Source organism: Alteromonas sp. ABE4_545 (assembly GCF_056161325.1).
Genome location: NZ_JBSWYY010000015.1, coordinates 43,295 through 61,511, shown reverse-complemented (window position 1 = coordinate 61,511; position 18,217 = coordinate 43,295). Strand labels below are relative to the sequence as shown.

Genomic DNA, 18,217 nt, shown 5'->3' with positions numbered 1-18,217 from the left:
GTTTAAAACGTTAAGGGTGAATAGTACCAGTGTTATGCGTTTGTACCTATTTTTGTGTCAGTTCGTCACGCTAAATGCTGTATTTTTGGTCATTTTAATAAATTTAAAGCAAAAAAAACCCTGAAACTCGTTCAGGGTTTTCTATATAGAACCAGTTAGATTAGTTCGCTACAACACTCTCGTTTGAAACCTGGATAACCTGACCTTTGGTGGCCAAGTAGGTTGCAACTTGAGATTGCATCTCTGTGGTTGCATCACTGCTAGCTGAGGGGCTCAATAATGAACTATGTGAACCTTCAGACATTTTCACCCAACCAGACACTGTCTCGCCAGAAGCAGCCATAGTGGTACTAACAACCTGCTCCAAGCCCATCACATCAACCAATGCTTCGGTACCCGCTAACGGGAAGGTAGTTGTATTCGGGATAACAGCATCATCCATCACTTCGCTAATGTGCACCGGTGTATTTGCAGCGGTGATAGCGCCTAAGTTAATCGGATCACCAGAGTCTAGGATAGTCTGCGAAGCAAAACCGAAGCTAGCAAACGTTGCATCTACCTCTGCTTTGGTCGCATCATCCAGTTGAGCATAAAAACTCACGTAAAAACTCGCGATCACTTCAGTCGTCGCCTCGGCAATCCCATTCGCTTGCATATACTGGGTAAGAGCGGCAACAAAGTCATCTGAAGACGCGGCTAGCAAAGACCCCTTAATCACAGGACCAAATGTGGCTGACTCCAGCAAGAAGTTACCAATACCGCCGCCCGGTACCGAGAACGACGCGGCTTGCATTGCAAACATACTATCGAAACTATTTAGGTCATCGCCCAAACTTTCATTGGCTAGACCGACCGCGCCAATACCCGCGATAGACCCTAGTGAAATCCCATTGAATGACACATCTGTACCATTGATGGCTAATCCAAGATCACCGTCGTCAATTGAGTTAAGCGCTAAACGCAAGTTCACAATGTCGACGATGCTCTGACGCAAGTTATCGCGTGCCGTCAACAGGCTTGATAAATTAAGGAAATCGGTTGCCGAGCCCCCTGTTCCATCTGTCGCGTTAACCACTGTGTCATTGATTGTAAAACCACGCTCACCATGTATGGGTAAATCTATTGCTACTGTAGCAAAGCCTGCTAACGACAAGGCTCCTGAAATTGCCAACATAGATTCCTTATTCGAGGTAATCCCGTGCTGCAAAATAACCACTGGCCATCCGGTTGCGGGTTGTGTGGGCACACTGTAAGCAGGATTAACCGCCGCGAGCATTGTCATCGCAGCAACGTTAGGGACCGTAACCTGAACGGGAATGGTTTCAGTGCCATCAGCGTTACTGCCTTTTGCTTCCAGTACTGGGTTATATTTGGTTGGGAAACGCGGGTCATCAATACCAATAGCGGCCAAATTCAAATCAAATAGCTGACCTGATGATGCCGCTTGGCAAAGCTCATTGTTTGCACCCGTCGCACCTGCGCTAACCAAGCCTGAAACGCTTTCAGCGCCCATTGCCTGAATCATGGCACCACTTGTACACGCTGCCGTCCACCAATCACCTGTAGGGTTAGTTGTACTTAAGTAATACGGTAAATCTACCGTTCCGCTGTACAGGACAGACAAACACAAAGGCGCTACTTGTGCGTATGTTGCCGCAGCGGTCGCTTGAATTTGCGCGTTGCTAGAGGTTAACCCATTCGTTAGCCCTTCACAGGTATCTAGACCCAGTGCTGCTAGGCCAGCAAGTGACGTTTCGTCGATAACTAATGACTTAAGCACATCAAACGGTGTATCGCCTGCGCTTGATTCTGTCACGCTAACTGACGGCAAGTACGCCGCAGCGGTAGCTTGCGCTGTTGCTAGATCGCCCGTCGACGCAAACACGGTCGCAAAAGCTTGTGCGTATGGAGCTATCGCCAACTTCTTCTGAGTAGCAAGCACATCTTCTACCGATTGGGTGGTGAAATAAGACGTATAACTTACAGAATCGCGATCGATACTGTACGCCGCTAGTAGGTCTAAACCCACATCAACCATATTTTGCAGTAGCAACTGGCTTTCTGTTGATAGCGGCAGAGTTTGCGGATCTTGTGTAACCAATTCCCAGGTAGTAGAACCACGAACGGCTCGACCTTCGGTGTCTTTTAACGCGTCGGTCACCACCATCATATACCCTTGCGCCGCTTTCAACGGTTGCAAAGGGATCACATTGATACTGCCTGATCCGTCTTGTGCATACGACGTTACAAAATCGACGCCATAAGTCAGCTCATCGCCAATTTCACAAGGCACCCCTGGTGCACCAATTGCGCTTGCCAACGCTGTGCACGTTGCACTGCTGCCTTCCAATGCCTGAGTGGCTTCAAAGATGCGAATAGTGCCACTACCCAGTGAAGATGCATCGACATCTAGCCCACTCGGTAACGTAATATCTATGGTAAACGGGTGCGTAGTTGACCAGCCATCTAGACCCGTTAACGCGTGCTGAGGATCGGCTGGGTCAAACGTATCATCACCTTCTGTGTTTAAGGTGAAATCAAATAAATACGTATCTGTGCTGGTATCGGGTAACATCAACAAGTCGTTGGGAATATTCAATTCTCCACCGCTCGGATCGTAAACGATTCGTGCATACGGGGTGACCGTTTCGGTTTTATCCTGTATCTCACTCAATGTCTCACCACCACCGCAGCCAACTAGGCCAAGTGCCAGTGCAATACTGGAGCTAATAAACAGTTTTCTCATCTTTACTCCCTACAAAAACTCTTGTTGTTATTCTGTTAACCGCAAAAAACCAACATATGACTTTTTTCTACGCAGCTAATCAGTTGATAGAAGGCCAAATTTCAAACAAGTAAGACCAGTTGTATATAGCTTAATAGTATGGGCTTTGCATCAACTTTGCAAAGGTTTGTTAACCATTTGTTACCTCTTATTGACAAAAAAGCCTGAATTTTGATGATTATTCGTGCAGAGGTGGTGGTAATTTGAACGGTTATTGACCTGACTACACCATTACAGAAAATCTTTGATACAAGCCTTTGTGAATAGAAACAAGCTAGGTAAACTGTGTTGTATAACCTCTCGCCTCACAGCTAATTCGCTATCAGTATAGACTAGCTGCGCAGAATAAATAGGAAGCATCAAATTATGAACGATTACCAAGCCCCTCTCGCCTTGTTACACAACCGCGTAATACTTATCACAGGTGCTGGAGACGGTATTGGTAAAGTAGCAGCGTTAACCTATGGTGCTTTGGGCGCAACCTGTATTTTACTTGGGCGCACTGTAAAAAAACTAGAAGCCACCTACGACGAGCTTGTCGCCGCTGGTGCCCCTGAGCCTGCAATTGTGCCACTTGATTTGAACGGTGCATCACCTAAGCATTATGCTGATATGGCACACACTATTGACGACCAATTTGGACGACTAGATGGCATATTGCACAACGCAAGTGTGTTGGGGCATTTAAGTCCAATGGCACATATTCCGCCTGATGAATGGAATGAGGTTATGCAAATCAATGTAAACAGCGCATTCTATTTAACCCAAGCGATGTTACCACTGCTTAAGCGTGCACCTTCGGCATCGGTAATTTTCACGTCATCTTCTGTTGGCAGAACGGGGCGCGCAAATTGGGGAACCTATGCGGTTAGCAAGTTTGCCACCGAAGGCATGATGCAAGTGTTCGCGGCTGAGCACCAAAATACCGGTGTGCGCTTTAACTGTATTAACCCAGGTGCAACACGCACTGCGATGCGGGCAAAAGCCTTTCCGGCCGAAGACCCTCAAACTTTGAAAACAGCAACACAAATCATGCCCATGTATTGTTATTTAATCGGTGATGACAGTGCGACCGTGAATGGACAAAGTTTGGATTGCCAACCAAAACCTCAATAAGTTATTGTTAACCTGCAATAAATATTCTAGAGGTGCAACAATGTGCCTCTAATATCAACACGTTAAGGATTAACCATTGAACACCCCTTTTAAGCATCGCTATGACCTCCCCTTTCTTATCGCGTTCATAATTGCTGTGCTCACATATTGCACTCTCTTCATTTTTTACCATCACAAGATGCACGTGACGGACATATTAGTATTTACCAATGGTTTTATGTTTTGGACCATTTCCACACGACGGGTAAACAACAAGGATTATTTGGCCAACGTGATTGATGATCCCATTTCCGTGATGCGAGTAGAGAGTAACAAGCTCTTTGTTGCTGGTTATGTGTTTGACGCTGATAGAATTAAAAAAGTAGAAGTAGACTCAGTGGACGATAAGGGATTATTAAACTTCCCGTTTAATCACATCAATGGGCAGATGCCAATGTTAGTTTTTCCAAAGGATAAAGCTCAAGACGTCATTGCGTTTTTAAAACAACAAATGCCCCACACGCAAATTCAGCTAAGTGGGGTTTAGGCCTTATTTATTGAACCGCCAGTATATATCTTGCGGTGCGGATCATTGGCGCATCGACCATCAAGCCTTTGTGAGCAAACAAGCTGTCATCACCATTTAAATTGTCAGCAAGCTCGACAATTTCTCTCGCCAACTGCTGCGTATCATTGTCGTATTGATAACCTTTATTGGCTAATGCAACCTGCGCTGGATGAATACAAAGCGCGCCCGTAAAGCCGAGATCCCGACCTTTTTGAATCTGTTCGATTAATAAAGCTTCGTCACGAAAATTTGCCATCGAGCCGGGATACCCCAGCGCCACAATACCGTGTCGATGGCACGCCATCGCCATTTGTTGACACGGGTACCACCAATTTTCGGTGGTAGATTGCATACCAGCAGTAGCGGCGAAATCTTCAGTGCCAAACGCCAACGCAGCCACTCGTGGGTGACTAGCGATAGTGTCCAATTCAGGCATTGCCTTAACACTCTCAATTTGCCCGATTACGCGAATAGTATTGTTAGCCAACCCGAGTGCAGCCTCGCGCTCTGAGAGATATAAGTGCAATAGATTAAGCAAACCGATATCAGCCAATTTAGGAACGACGATGGCACTGGTGCAAGAGAAGTTAATCGCCTCTAAATCGTATGAGATTAACGCTAAATCGGCGTTAATACGCACAACAACCGTTAGTCCTTGCTGATACAATTGCTCAGAATGTTGCGACAACGCGCTTCGGGCTTGGCTTTTGTCTTTGCTCGCAACCGCATCTTCTAAATCCAAAATATAGGCATCGGCACCACGAGTCTGTGCTTTTTCGATAAAGTTGGCGTTATTTGCTGGAATAAACAATAACGAGCGCCACAACAGTGATTTCATCGACATACCTTTAAATATAATCGTCTTTGGCAACATACTAAGACAATCGCTCACAAAAACAAATTCTTGTACACTAAGGTTTTGGCAAGGAAGCAAAAGGTGAACAATGAAGGGTAAAACATCGCGCTGCGTAAAGACCATTAGCGGAATTTTCTTATTTAGCTGGGGCGCATTGGTTTCGTCGCTTTACGCCCAACCTTTCACCAATATTGAACCCAATCAATATGCTCGGCTTGATCTGTCAGCGTCATATCGGTTAACCGTATATCGTCGTATAGATAGCCCGATTTCTTCCGTACAGGTTTGCCCCAATGTCGCGAATGCTCAGTGCCGGAAAATATCGCCTGCCAATGTCTATGCCACGGTCAGTGGCGCAGATTTTTCACCATCTGGTGATATATTTGTTGTGACCGACAGCCACTTATCCAAATACAGCCCCGACACCACAATATTATGGCAAACGCCGATGACAAACCTTGAGCACAACTCAAGGCCAGTGGACGTTTCAACGTTGCTTTTCTATCAAGATAAAGTCATTGCGCTAAATCACGCCAAGCTACTAATTGCTAATATTCACACTGGTGAAGTGCTGTATCAAATCAATGTTGAAGAGGTGAATGGTGAGAACGGTCAGCACTTGAGCCCTCACCAAGCGCGTATTGAAGCTAATTACCTCGTGATCCCGTATTTCCAAAGTCTCAATTTTATTAAGAAAGATTTGGCAAACCTGTAGTGACTTCGTCGCGCACTTGCATAAAAAACGCTGCGTTACGGTTTAAGTAAACACAGCGTTTTGATTCGATTCAAACTCAATTACAACTTAAAGCGCCCCACTTGCTCAGACAGCTCACTGGCAAGTTGATCTAATTGATAACTTACCGCCACCAATTGTTGCGATGCCTGCAGATTTTCGTCGCTGTTGCTACTTATCAGGTGAATATTCTGATTGATGTCCTCTACCACGACCGTTTGCTCCTCCGTCGCGGTCGCGACTTGTGTATTCACATCATTAATTTGTTGGATGCCTACCGCAATGTTCTTTAACACCGCTTCAATATTGTTAGCGGCTTCAACAACATCCTGCGTTTGTTTTTTACTGTCTTGCATTTGCGCAACCGCTTGATCAGAGTCTTGCTTAAACTTGTCTATTTTACTTTGAATTTCGTCGGTAGACTGAGCAGCACGAGACGCTAGACTACGTACTTCATCTGCAACCACAGAAAACCCTCGGCCATGCTCTCCGGCCCTAGCCGCCTCAATGGCTGCGTTCAACGCCAATAAGTTAGTTTGCTCTGAAATACCACGAATAGTTTCGAGAATACTGATGATGTCTGATGTATGTGAGTCGAGCGATTCGATCACCACCGCCACATCAGCAACGCGATTGGCCAACGCAGCAATACTCGTCACGGCCTGTTCTGTCATCGCCAAGCCTTCATTTGACGTAGCAGAACAGGCATTAGCGTTGTTCGCTGCTGCTTGAGCAGATTCAGCTATTTCGTTTACGGTACTGCCCATTTGCGTCAATGCGGTTGCAACTTGAATCGTACGATCTCGCTGTACTTCGCTGTTGTCTTCAGTTTGCTTTGATTTATTCGCTACTTCGGTTGCCGACAAACGCACACTCGCGCTGGTTTCAGCAACCCGACTAATAATGTCATGCAAGCTGGCAATAAATTGGTTGAACCCCGACACTAATTTACGTATTTCTTTATGCTCAGGTAAAGGAATTCGCATAGTGAGGTCACCATGACCATGCCCTAATTGTTCAAAAACAGCGGCAAGGCTTTCGATAGGTTTACTGATACTACCAGCGAACCAAATACCCAACACGGCAAACCCGACGGCAATCACCAGCGACCAAATAATCATGTTCAGGCTCGCATGATCCATTTCGGTATACAATTCAGCTACGGGTACCTGCGCCACAACGTACCAGCCTGCACTTTTGACATAAGTACTGGCATATATCATTTCTTCGCCGTTAACTTCACCTCGCGCAAGGTTAAATTCATTTTTTTGCAGTAATTTCGTAGCAAGTGCAGAAGACGTAACGTCGCGCAACTGAGCCTTGCCGAGTAGATCTGTATTGGCGTGTGCGTTAATCACGCCATCACCATCGGCCATAAAAATAAAACCGCTTTTGGCAATCTTCACGCTATTGAGAATATCCACCAGCTCATCGACAGATTTCGCAACACCTGACATTCCTCGCCCGTTCAATTGCTGATAATTAGCAAACAAACGGTAACCATGACCTGGCTCGTTGTACAGCGACAGAGAGTCTTCTTTGCCACTCTCTTTGTAAGCAAAAAACCATCCGTCGTATTGGTCGTTCTTTAACACGCGTAAAAAGCCGTCTTGGTTCCAATATTTGTGCGTTTCCCGGTCGACGAAAGACGTGACCGTCATATCGTTAAACGCAGCAAGTTCACCAAGGTAACGTACCAACCTGTCTTCACCCGCTTTATTAGCGCCGGCTTGGGACCAAGCAATTACATCAGGGTTATTGGCCACACTAAACGCCACCGATTTCATCAGCGTCACTTCTTTGTCCACCCGATTGGCGACCTGTTTTACCATATTCGGTAATTGCGCTGATTCCATATTGGACTCAACTAAATCGCGCGCAATAAACTGCTGAATAGTGCCGACTAATAAAGTAGAAGCCAGTACAGCAAATACTAAGATGGTGATGAGTTTTTGTTTTATTGTGAGAGAACCAAAGCGCATAACTCTTACCCGTGTTCGTTATTATTAAGTGGGATTTTTTGACCAAGTAGTCAATCTATTAGGTTGAGAATAAGGGTACAAGGGAAATGTTGACGTTTTACACAATTAACAACAAATGCCACCAAATTTTTAACATTTAGCGCTCTTTTTTAGCGACAAATGAGTGAGTTGAACGAAAAAGGGCTGCCCAGAGGCAGCCCTTTTCTTGCGGCATTATGCTGTGATCAATCGCCGATCTTCGCCCAAGTGTCACGCAAACCTACAGTTTGGTTAAACACTGGCTTTTCAGCACTGCTGTCTGTGTCTTTGCAGAAATAACCCGTACGCTCAAATTGCCACGCATTTACTTGATGCTCTGTATCCATCAAGCTAGGCTCAACAAAACCCTGTTTAATCGATAGCGACTCTGGGTTAATTGCATCAGCAAAGTTGTCTTCAGCAGCGGGGTTCGGCACGTTAAACAAACGGTCGTACAAACGGAACTCAGCAGGAATACCGCCTTTCGCATCAACCCAATGAATCACACCTTTCACCTTACGGCCGTCGGCAGGATCTTTACCCAAAGTCTCAGGATCGTACGTACAGTACACGGTTGTGACCTGGTCGTTTTCGTCTTTTTCTACGCGATTTGCCTTGACCACATAGGCGTTGCGCAATCGCACTTCTTTATCCAGAACCAAACGCTTGAATTTCTTATTCGCCGATTCACGGAAATCGTCAGCTTCGATGTACACTTCGCGACTAAAGGGAACCGTGCGTGTGCCCATGCTTTCATCATTCGGATGATTCGGCGCAGTCAGTAATTCGCTGCTGTCTTCTGGGTAATTTTCGATAACCACTTTGATTGGATCTAACACCGCCATAGCGCGTGGTGCATTCACATTCAAATCATCGCGAATACAAGCTTCTAACATGCCCATTTCGACCATGTTATCCATTTTGGTTACGCCAATACGCTTACAAAATTCGCGCACAGCGCCCGGTGTATAGCCACGACGGCGCAAACCAGCAACCGTAGGCATACGAGGATCATCCCAACCAGCAACGTGATTTTCTTCAACTAACTGAATGAGACGACGCTTGCTCAGTACTGTGTATTCCAGATTCAAACGAGAAAACTCGTACTGACGTGGTGTGCAGTCAATAGAAATATTTTCGATAACCCAATCGTACAAACGACGATTGTCTTGGAATTCGAGCGTACACAAAGAGTGCGTGATACCTTCAATAGCATCAGAAATACAATGTGTGAAATCGTACATGGGGTATACACACCACTTATCACCGGTTTGGTGATGGTGAGCAAACTTCACACGGTAAATCACTGGGTCGCGCATACACATGAATGGCGACGCCATATCAATTTTAGCACGCAAAGAACACTGACCTTCTTCGTATTCTCCCTTGGTCATTTTTTCAAATTCGGCCAAGTTGGTCGCTATATCAGTGTCGCGGTAAGGGCTATTTTCACCTGGTGCAGTTAACGTACCACGCATTTCACGCATTTTCTCTTGGCTAGAGAAATCAACATACGCCAACCCTTTTTCGATCAGTTCTACTGCATAGCCGTGCAGCTGATCGAAGTAATTCGATGAATAACGCTCGTCACCATCCCATTCAAAACCTAGCCAGGTGACATCTTCTTTGATGGCATTCACATAGGTAATGTCTTCTTTAGTTGGGTTGGTATCGTCGAAACGAAGATTACAGGTGCCCTGGTAGTCTTGCGCAATGCCGAAGTTCAAACAAATCGATTTTGCGTGACCAATATGCAAAAAACCATTTGGCTCTGGTGGAAAACGCGTTTTAACGCTGTCGTGTAAGCCGGAATCAAGGTCTTTATCAATGATTTGACGGATAAAATTGGTCGGACGGTTCTCAGTCTCGGCCATTCGTGGCACCCTCTTTACGTTGTTCTAATTAATGTGTCAGAACAGCAGTATAGCATTGTCCCTTCCCTTCCCTCTACGATTATTGTTAGCAGACTCGTAGATTGCACAATTATCCACCAAGCGTTTGTGTTTCTTGATAAAAATTTACGTCAAGAATGTGAAAATACGATAAATAACAAGTGAAGTTTTACCGCTTATCTGTCAATTATGGTAATCTGACGCAAGGGCAATGTCGCCTAGATAATAAAAACGATCATGAAAGGCAAACCGACTTCATTCGATATAGCGCACTTCGCGGGCGTCTCACAATCTACTGTTTCACGTGCTCTAAGCAACAGTCCTTTGGTCAATAAAGAAACCCGAGACAAAGTGCAGCGCATTGCGCGAGAGCTAAATTACAAGGTAGACAAAAACGCCAGTAATTTGCGCAAACAAAAGAGCAATACCATTGCCCTACTGCTTTTCGAAGACCCCACGTCTGACGATTCCATGATTAACCCGTTTTTCATCTCTATGCTCGGGAGCATTACACGGGCCTGTGCCAACGTGGGTTATGACTTATTAGTGTCTTTCCAAAACCTCGACGACGACTGGCACGCGGAGTACGAAGATTCAAACAAAGCTGACGGCATAATTTTGTTGGGTTACGGCGATTATTTGGCTTATGAGTACAAACTAACGCAATTAGAAAACCAAGGTACTCACTTTGTTCGTTGGGGCGCACCTGACGAGCATCACCCTGGTATTGCTGTTGGCTGCGACAACTTTCAAGGCGGCGAAACCGTTACTGAACATCTCTTGCGTTTAGGGCATAAAACCTTTGCTTTTATTGGTGACGCGGGTGACGAAGCGCCAGAATTTAGAGCCCGTTATGAAGGGCATATTGCCGCCCTAGCTGCAGCGTCCATAGACGCAACGGCATCAACCCAACTCGATGGTATTTCAACTGAAGATGCAGGGTATGAGGCCACAAAGCAATTATTGAGTAACGCGACGCTGCCCGATGCCATTATGTGTGCGTCTGACCTCATTGCCATCGGCGTATTACGGGCCTTAAGAGAAACCGCGTATCGCGTACCCGAAGACGTGGCAGTGGTTGGTTATGACAATATTCAAGTGAGTGCATTTACCACCCCTGCACTCACTACCGTGCAACAAAATACCAAATTGGCTGGCGAGCTATTAGTTGAAACCTTATTAAAAGCAATTAAAAAAGAACCCACAGAAGACCATTTAATGAAAGCTGACCTAGTCATTCGTCAATCTTGCGGGTGTGAAGTCAAACGTTCGATCTCTTAATCAAAACTTAATAAAAAGATGATGCATAAGCGGTCTAAATTAACCGCATTTCACTACAAAATAGATATATAAAAGATAATTATCCTACAAAATACCTCTTACTTATTGATTATTTTTCACACCCGATTGTGAGACGTAACAACTAACTTAAACGATTAATAACAAATTTGGGCGGAACAAATCGTGTTATTGTGCGGTCTCGACCAATTGTTTATCACTCACAATTTCGTTCATCACATATCGCGATTTCATAATACTTATTCAAAGCAATTGGCGAGCGCATCTTGTGTAAATCGAGACAGTATTGTGAGTTTAGGAGGATTCAAGTGAACTTAAATGGAAAACGTCGTTTTACCCTGTCGTTATTAGCCTCAAGTATTGCGATAAACACGATATCGCTGGCCAGCTTCTCTGCCTATGCACAAGATGATGTCAGTGCAGAAGATGTTGAGCAGATCAGCGTACTCGGCTCTCGCCGCTTGGGCCGCAGTGTAGAAGACAGCCCAGTACCCATTGATATTATCGATTCGGACACACTCAGCGCATCAGGTCTTACCGAAACCAATATGGTACTCAGCACCCTGTTGCCTAGCTTTAACTTTCCACAGCCATCTATCACTGATGGAACGGACCATGTTCGCCCTGCGCAATTGCGTGGCTTAGCCCCAGACCACACACTCGTATTGGTGAATGGTAAACGCCGCCATAGCAGTGCTTTGATCAACCTTAACGGCTCTGTTGGCCGAGGTTCTTCCGCTGTCGACTTAAACGCTATTCCCGTTAACGCCATTGAGCGCATTGAAGTATTGCGCGATGGTGCTGCGGCTCAATACGGATCAGACGCCATCGCAGGTGTGATCAATATTGTGCTGAAAAAAGACGCCCAAGGCGGTGCTTTCTCAGCGACATACGGCGCAAACGTCACCCAAATGGCGGGTGTCCCAGACCTAAAAGATGTCAGTATTGGAGATGACGGAAACCTTGACTTCACAGAAGGTGCCGACCGTAAAGTAACTGATGGTCAAACACTTACGCTCCGAGGCAACATGGGTTTTGAACTGGGTGAAGACGGCTTCGTGAATATTTCAGCGGAGTACCGCGACCGCGCGGCGTCAAACCGTGCAGATTATGACCAAAGAGAAAACTATGCGCGGTTAGAAGATGGTTCACTCGACCCCCGAGAACTCACTTGGAACCGATACGATCACAACTTTGGTAACGGCACGGTAGAGGATCTTTCTGTTTTTGTTAACGCCGGTTATTACTTATCGGATGAAGCTGAATGGTATGCCTTTGGCTCTTACGGAACACGGGAAGGCGAAGGTGGTGGATTCTTCCGCCGAGCACAAGACAGCCGCAATGTTTTATCGATTTATCCCGACGGATTTTTACCCGTCATCACGTCTGACATTCAAGACTTTTCATTAGCTTCCGGGTTTAAAGGGTATGTGGGTGAATGGAATTACGACGTTTCAGCCGTTTATGGACGAGACGAATTCGAATTTGGTGTTACCAACAGCTTAAACACGTCATACGGCCCTGAAAGCCAAACTGAATTTGATGCCGGCACACTCACTTATGACCAGCTGGTTATCAACGCCGATGTCAGCCGCGTGTTAGACGTGGACTTTCTCGCTAGCGGCTTAAACTTTGCCATGGGTGCAGAATATCGCCGTGAAGGTTACCAAATTACGGCGGGCGAACTGGCCTCCTATGACCAAGGCACCTACGGACCTGGTGGTATTGAAACCGACCCTATCGACGGCCCATTTGGTGCCGCTGGTTCTCAGGTATTTCCTGGGTTCACACCAGAATCGGCAGGCGATAATAGCCGTCATAACGTTAGCTTTTACGTTGACGTAGAAGCGGATATTACCGACAACTGGAACATGACAGTAGCGGGTCGATATGAAGACTACTCTGATTTTGGCTCAACGTTTAACGGGAAAATTGCTAACCGTTTCTCTGTTACCGATGAATTTGCTATCCGCGCATCTGCATCGACCGGTTTCCGCGCGCCCTCACTGCAACAGCAATACTTTACCTCTATCGCCACGGTATTTGTTGATGGCGAACCCACTGAAACAGGTACTTTTGCGCCATCGAGTGACGTTGCCCAAACCCTCGGCTCGCCTGGCTTGGATGCAGAAAACTCGGTCAGTGTAGCCGGCGGGTTTACTTGGACGCCATTTAGTGAATTCAGCCTATCGGTCGATTTCTATCGCATCACCATTGATGATCGTATTGTACTGTCTAATAATTTATCTGGTGAAGCCGTTGAGGCATTGTTAGCTGGCACAGGTGCCACGCAAGCGCGATTCTTCCTCAATGCCATTGACACAACAACAAAAGGCGTCGATGTTGTTGCAACCTACCAGTTAGAAACTGACGATTACGGCTCGGTGTTATTCAACGCTGGGTTCAACAAAAATGACAATGAAGTCACCGACATCATTGACCCACCAGCGGTATTGCAAGATGCCGGTATTGACCAAAGCAATTTGTTTTCGGGTGTAGAACTACGCCGCTTTGAAAAGTCGTCGCCAGATTCAAAAGTGAATTTGAGCGCGGTATGGAAATTTGCAGATTTCAATACCACATTACGCACCACGCGTTATGGTGAAACTCATGATCCATCCAGCACAGAATCACAATACGAGATCATCCCTGCGGCATGGATTACAGACATCGACGTAGCCTATCAAGCCACAGACAACATTACTGTGAGTTTAGGCGCTAATAACGTGTTTGATATATACCCTAAAGCCACTCGTGATAACGTGGAGAGCGTATCTACGTACTCTCGCTTATTCCCATACTCTGGCTTTTCGCCATTCGGCTTTACCGGCCGTTATGTATACGGAAAAGTGAGCTATCGTTTCTAACTCGTACTTTCTAACATCTCAATCAAGGCCGTTATTTAGTCAAATAACGGCCTTTTTTCATCATAAGTTTTTCTTAAGGATTCTGTAATACCCTCAGGCGCATCAGAACAATCCCCCAATTTGTGTAGAAGGGCAAAATAGCTTGAGAGTCTCTGTAGTCATTCCCGCGAAAAATGAAGAACAAAATATTCTGTCGCTAATACGAGAAATTACGGTCAATATAGGACCAAGCATAAAACACGAGATCATTGTTGTAGACGATGGCAGCAGTGACAATACACATTCTTTATTATTATCAGTCAAAAAATCGGAAATTCCCCAACTCAAAGTACTTAGACACAAGAAATCTGTGGGCCAAAGTACCGCGATTCAATCCGCTATAGCACTCGCCAAAGGTAAGTTCATTATTACCCTAGATGGCGACGGACAAAATGACCCTGCAGATATACCTGCTATGCTTTCGATTGCAAATAGTAACCCAGAAAATTCACATTTTTGCGTCATTGGTCATCGAAAAAACCGTAAAGACACAACTTGGAAACGATTTCAATCTCGTGTGGCAAATAAGTTTAGGCGCCGTTTTCTTAACGATGACACGCCTGATACTGGTTGTGGATTGAAAATATTTCCTCGAAACACTTTCAAACTACTCCCCTACTTTGATCACATGCATCGATATATGCCTGCCCTCATCAAACGTTTGGGCGGCACGATTCATGTAGTTGAAGTGAACCATCGCAACCGTGAATTTGGGCAATCTAACTACAACATGCTCGGGCGTTTACGTGTTGGTATCGTCGATATTTTGGGTGTTTATTGGTTACTTAGACGAACCAAACAGGCTGAGTTCGTAGCAGATGAACAATAAATATACGCGGTCCTATCGACGACTCATTTCCCGAGCCGTCGTTATAGTGTTGCTGTGCGTGCTATTTTTTCAACTCAGCGATTACTTGCCCGGCTTTAGCCAGTTTGATCAATCCTGGATCGATGCCCAAACTCGTCATGCGGGTATAGAAGGTATTTTGCGCTATGTCATTGTCGCGACGCTTTTGCTTAGTGTTGGTATGCCAAGACAAATGATTGCCTTTCTCGGTGGCTATGCGTTTGGTACTGCAGAAGGCGTCGTTTTTTCAACCCTAGCAGCCACCACGAGTTGTGCCCTAACCTTTTGTGCTGCCCGGTATTTTTCCAAACCATTTGTTTTAGGTAGATTTGAACGCAAAGTCAAAAAGGTAGAAGGATTTCTGTTGGTCAGTCCACTACTCATGACTATTGTGATTCGCTTACTACCCGTAGGAAATAATCTGTTAACTAACATCATTGTAGGCGTTACATGCGTGCCCGCATCCCGCTTCATATTAGGCTCTGGCATTGGCTACATACCACAAATGTTGATCTTCAGTTTGATGGGTAAAGGCGTCGTAGTTGAATCGACAATTCAAGTTAGCATTAGTGCTGTACTCATGGTGATCTCGGGCATTATAGGCTATGTCTTACTTCGCCAATACCGAGCAGATAAACTAAACGACGCCCAATCAGAATCGTGCTGTGGCTGTCCACTCGAAAATGGCAAAAATGCTAATGGATAAAATATTATTTACGAGCCTGTCTAAGGGCTTATCGTCTGATAATCAGCTCAGTCATCTTACCGGGTTATTCTTATTATCTGCCTTGTGGCTAATATTAATTGGCATAGGGTTACGTGATCCTTGGCCAGCCGATGAACCCCGCTTTGCCCAGGTGGCAAAAGAAATGGTGGAATCAGGTCAATGGCTCTTTCCCATGCGTGGCGGTGAACTCTACCCTGATAAGCCTCCTGTATTTATGTGGGCGATCGCCGCTTGCTATTGGCTCTTTGGTTCATTGAAACTCGCTTTTTTACTCCCTAATGCGCTAAGTAGCTTAGCCACTCTGTACCTAATTGTTGACTTAGGTAAGCGCCTTTGGTCAAAAAAAATAGGTCTGACCGCAGGCTTTCTTTTACTTTTTACTGTCCAATTCACTTTGCAGGCGAAAACCGCACAAATTGACGCGATGGTGTGCTTTTTTATCACCTTGGGGTGTTACAGTATGCTGCGTTTTTTACTGTTAGGCGGACATTGGCGTTGGTATTATTTGAGCTTTTTCGCAATGGGCATAGGAGTGATAACTAAAGGCGTTGGCTTTTTGCCAATTCTTATGCTCATTCCCTTTGCTGCTGCCAGGGCAATGAAAATAACGCCAGCGATTACCCAAGGTGATATCAAGTCGGTCTTGCTCTGGTTTTTGGGAATTGGCGCCTTTCTTGGGGCGGTGTGTTTATGGTTGCTGCCAATGCTCTGGCAAGTACACGTGAGCCAAGATGCAGACTTCACTCAATACCGAGACAATATTCTATTTCGCCAAACTGTCACCCGTTATGCCGATTCATGGCATCATATCAAACCTTTTTGGTACTATATTGCCTCGGTTATCCCAACGTTTTGGTTACCATTAAGCTTAGCCGTTCCCTGGCTTGTTCCACATTGGATCACGGCTTTTAAGCAAAGAGACATGCGTATTATTTTACCCGCGGTGTGGATAGTTTTATTGTTGTTTTTCTTTAGTGTCAGCCCAGGGAAACGCGGCGTGTATATTCTGCCCGCGGTCCCCATATTGGCGCTAATAGCTGCGCCTTTCATTAGTACCATCTTGACCAACAAGCCTATTTTCAACAGAATTCTTTGGTGTATTGTCACGGCAATCGGCGGCACGCTAACTGTTGTGGGTATTGCAGGGCTGTTCGATTTTAGTTTTACTCACAAATGGGCGCAAAAACTCGATATAGCCCCTTGGACTCTGTTTACGACTCTTGGCTTAGTTATTCTATTTGGTGCATTTTGGCGGATAAAAACTCGCCCTTGGCAATCCTGGATTCTTTTCTTCGTAGCATTTTGGAGCTTGTACAGTACGTGGGGTTCATACCTCATGAATGACGTAAGAACACCCAAATCTGTGTACTCCACGTTGAAAACGAAAGTGCCGACGGTGAGCACATTAGGTTTGGTGGATTTTTCAGAGCAGTTTTTACTTTTTACGCCCTATCCAACTATACATTTTGGATATCACACACGCCATGATGATCAAATACGTGAGGCCTATCGCTTTATCAGCGAAGGGGAAAACCGCTATATTTTAGTAGACAAGCAAGCTATTTCGAGTGATTGTTTCGACATCAATAAAGCCATTAACCTAGGTCATGCTCACCGTCGAGATTGGGTTGTACTAGGGAAAAACAGCACCTTAGCTGAATGTGCGGCACCAAGTGAACCGGTTCGTCGATACCACTACACCCCAGCACTTCAATGAGTTTTAGATAGCCAGCACCGAATACTTAAGGTTAACTTAAGTATTCGGTGCTATTATTAGCTTGTTTCTTAACACTATTTTTCATTATGCGATTATTACTCGTCGAAGATGATATACCCCTATCAAATGCGTTATCTCAATCACTACGCAGTAGTGGTTATGTGGTAGATTGTGCGTTCAACGGCAAAGAAGCTCTCAATACCCTGACGGCAGGTCAAACCGACATTACAGTACTTGATCTTGGTCTACCCGATATGGATGGATTAGGTGTACTTAAAACGCTTCGACAAAAGTCCTCTTCTGTGCCTGTGATTATTCTCACTGCGCGAGACAAAGTAACAGATAAAATTGCGGGGCTTGACGCGGGGGCGGATGATTACTTACCAAAGCCTTTCGATATGGATGAATTACTCGCGCGCTTACGTGTTTTAGAGAGGCGTTTGGGCACTGCCAATAGCGCGCTTGTCTCTATAGGCACTGTATCATTGGATACCCAAAACTTACATTTGACTGTTGCCGCGGAGCCTGTCTCTTTGCCCAGACGCGAGTTAATGCTACTCAAAGTCCTAATGGAAAACGCAGGACGCATTCAGCCTAAACATCAACTGGAATCTCGCTTGTACGAATGGGGCGAAGAAGTCGCGAGCAATACTATTGAAGTACATATTCACCACTTGCGTAAGAAACTACCTGACCAATTTATCAAAACGATACGAGGTGTAGGCTACACAATCCCCAAAGTTAAAGAGGCCTAAGCATTGGGTTCAATTCGCCGATTTTTAACCCTTTTGC

Annotated in this window: 13 protein-coding genes; 9 read left to right on the top strand and 4 right to left on the bottom strand. The window is 45.4% G+C overall.

The window, feature by feature from the left end:
* Positions 1-160: 160 nt before the first annotated feature.
* Positions 161-2,746: a VolA/Pla-1 family phospholipase gene (locus ACXAH6_RS13770; protein ID WP_474877700.1), complete on the bottom strand. Its 2,586-nt coding sequence runs from the start codon at positions 2,744-2,746 to the stop codon at positions 161-163.
* 405 nt (positions 2,747-3,151) lie between these two features.
* Here ACXAH6_RS13770 and ACXAH6_RS13765 point away from each other — a divergent pair, with 405 nt between their 5' ends.
* The gene (locus ACXAH6_RS13765) at positions 3,152-3,901 is read left to right on the top strand and encodes a YciK family oxidoreductase (RefSeq protein ID WP_474877698.1); all 750 of its coding nucleotides are present in this window, start codon (positions 3,152-3,154) and stop codon (positions 3,899-3,901) included.
* 184 nt (positions 3,902-4,085) lie between these two features.
* Positions 4,086-4,427, top strand: coding sequence for a hypothetical protein (locus ACXAH6_RS13760; RefSeq protein WP_474877696.1), 342 nt, complete (start codon positions 4,086-4,088; stop codon positions 4,425-4,427).
* 7 nt (positions 4,428-4,434) lie between these two features.
* On the opposite strand, the gene ACXAH6_RS13755 is transcribed toward ACXAH6_RS13760, so the two are convergent.
* Positions 4,435-5,286: an HpcH/HpaI aldolase/citrate lyase family protein gene (locus ACXAH6_RS13755; RefSeq protein WP_474877695.1), complete on the bottom strand. Its 852-nt coding sequence runs from the start codon at positions 5,284-5,286 to the stop codon at positions 4,435-4,437.
* A 106-nt stretch (positions 5,287-5,392) separates the two neighbouring features.
* On the opposite strand from ACXAH6_RS13755, the gene ACXAH6_RS13750 reads away from it, so the two are divergent.
* The gene (locus tag ACXAH6_RS13750) at positions 5,393-6,019 is read left to right on the top strand and encodes a hypothetical protein (RefSeq protein ID WP_474877693.1); all 627 of its coding nucleotides are present in this window, start codon (positions 5,393-5,395) and stop codon (positions 6,017-6,019) included.
* A gap of 80 nt (positions 6,020-6,099) precedes the next feature.
* Here the strand turns inward: ACXAH6_RS13750 and ACXAH6_RS13745 are convergent, their stop codons facing one another.
* Complete coding sequence (locus tag ACXAH6_RS13745) at positions 6,100-8,019, bottom strand: methyl-accepting chemotaxis protein (protein WP_474877691.1); 1,920 nt, start codon at positions 8,017-8,019, stop codon at positions 6,100-6,102.
* A 224-nt stretch (positions 8,020-8,243) separates the two neighbouring features.
* Complete coding sequence (glnS, locus tag ACXAH6_RS13740) at positions 8,244-9,911, bottom strand: glutamine--tRNA ligase (protein WP_474877689.1); 1,668 nt, start codon at positions 9,909-9,911, stop codon at positions 8,244-8,246.
* 255 nt (positions 9,912-10,166) lie between these two features.
* On the opposite strand from glnS, the gene ACXAH6_RS13735 reads away from it, so the two are divergent.
* From ACXAH6_RS13735 to ACXAH6_RS13710, 6 genes are all read left to right on the top strand, one after another.
* Positions 10,167-11,210, top strand: coding sequence for a LacI family DNA-binding transcriptional regulator (locus ACXAH6_RS13735; RefSeq protein WP_474877688.1), 1,044 nt, complete (start codon positions 10,167-10,169; stop codon positions 11,208-11,210).
* 356 nt (positions 11,211-11,566) lie between these two features.
* On the top strand, positions 11,567-14,095 hold the full coding sequence (locus tag ACXAH6_RS13730; RefSeq protein WP_474877771.1) for a TonB-dependent receptor plug domain-containing protein: 2,529 nt from the start codon (positions 11,567-11,569) through the stop codon (positions 14,093-14,095).
* A 142-nt stretch (positions 14,096-14,237) separates the two neighbouring features.
* Positions 14,238-14,963, top strand: coding sequence for a glycosyltransferase family 2 protein (locus ACXAH6_RS13725; RefSeq protein WP_474877687.1), 726 nt, complete (start codon positions 14,238-14,240; stop codon positions 14,961-14,963).
* A 58-nt stretch (positions 14,964-15,021) separates the two neighbouring features.
* Positions 15,022-15,687 (top strand): TVP38/TMEM64 family protein, encoded by a 666-nt coding sequence (locus ACXAH6_RS13720; protein ID WP_474877685.1) that lies wholly within the window; start codon positions 15,022-15,024, stop codon positions 15,685-15,687.
* A complete protein-coding gene (locus tag ACXAH6_RS13715; protein ID WP_474877683.1) occupies positions 15,680-17,425 on the top strand; it encodes an ArnT family glycosyltransferase in 1,746 nt (581 codons plus the stop codon). Before ACXAH6_RS13720 ends, ACXAH6_RS13715 begins: the two co-directional genes overlap by 8 nt.
* Positions 17,426-17,511: 86 nt before the next feature.
* Positions 17,512-18,180, top strand: coding sequence for a response regulator (locus ACXAH6_RS13710; protein ID WP_474877682.1), 669 nt, complete (start codon positions 17,512-17,514; stop codon positions 18,178-18,180).
* Positions 18,181-18,217 lie beyond the last annotated feature (37 nt).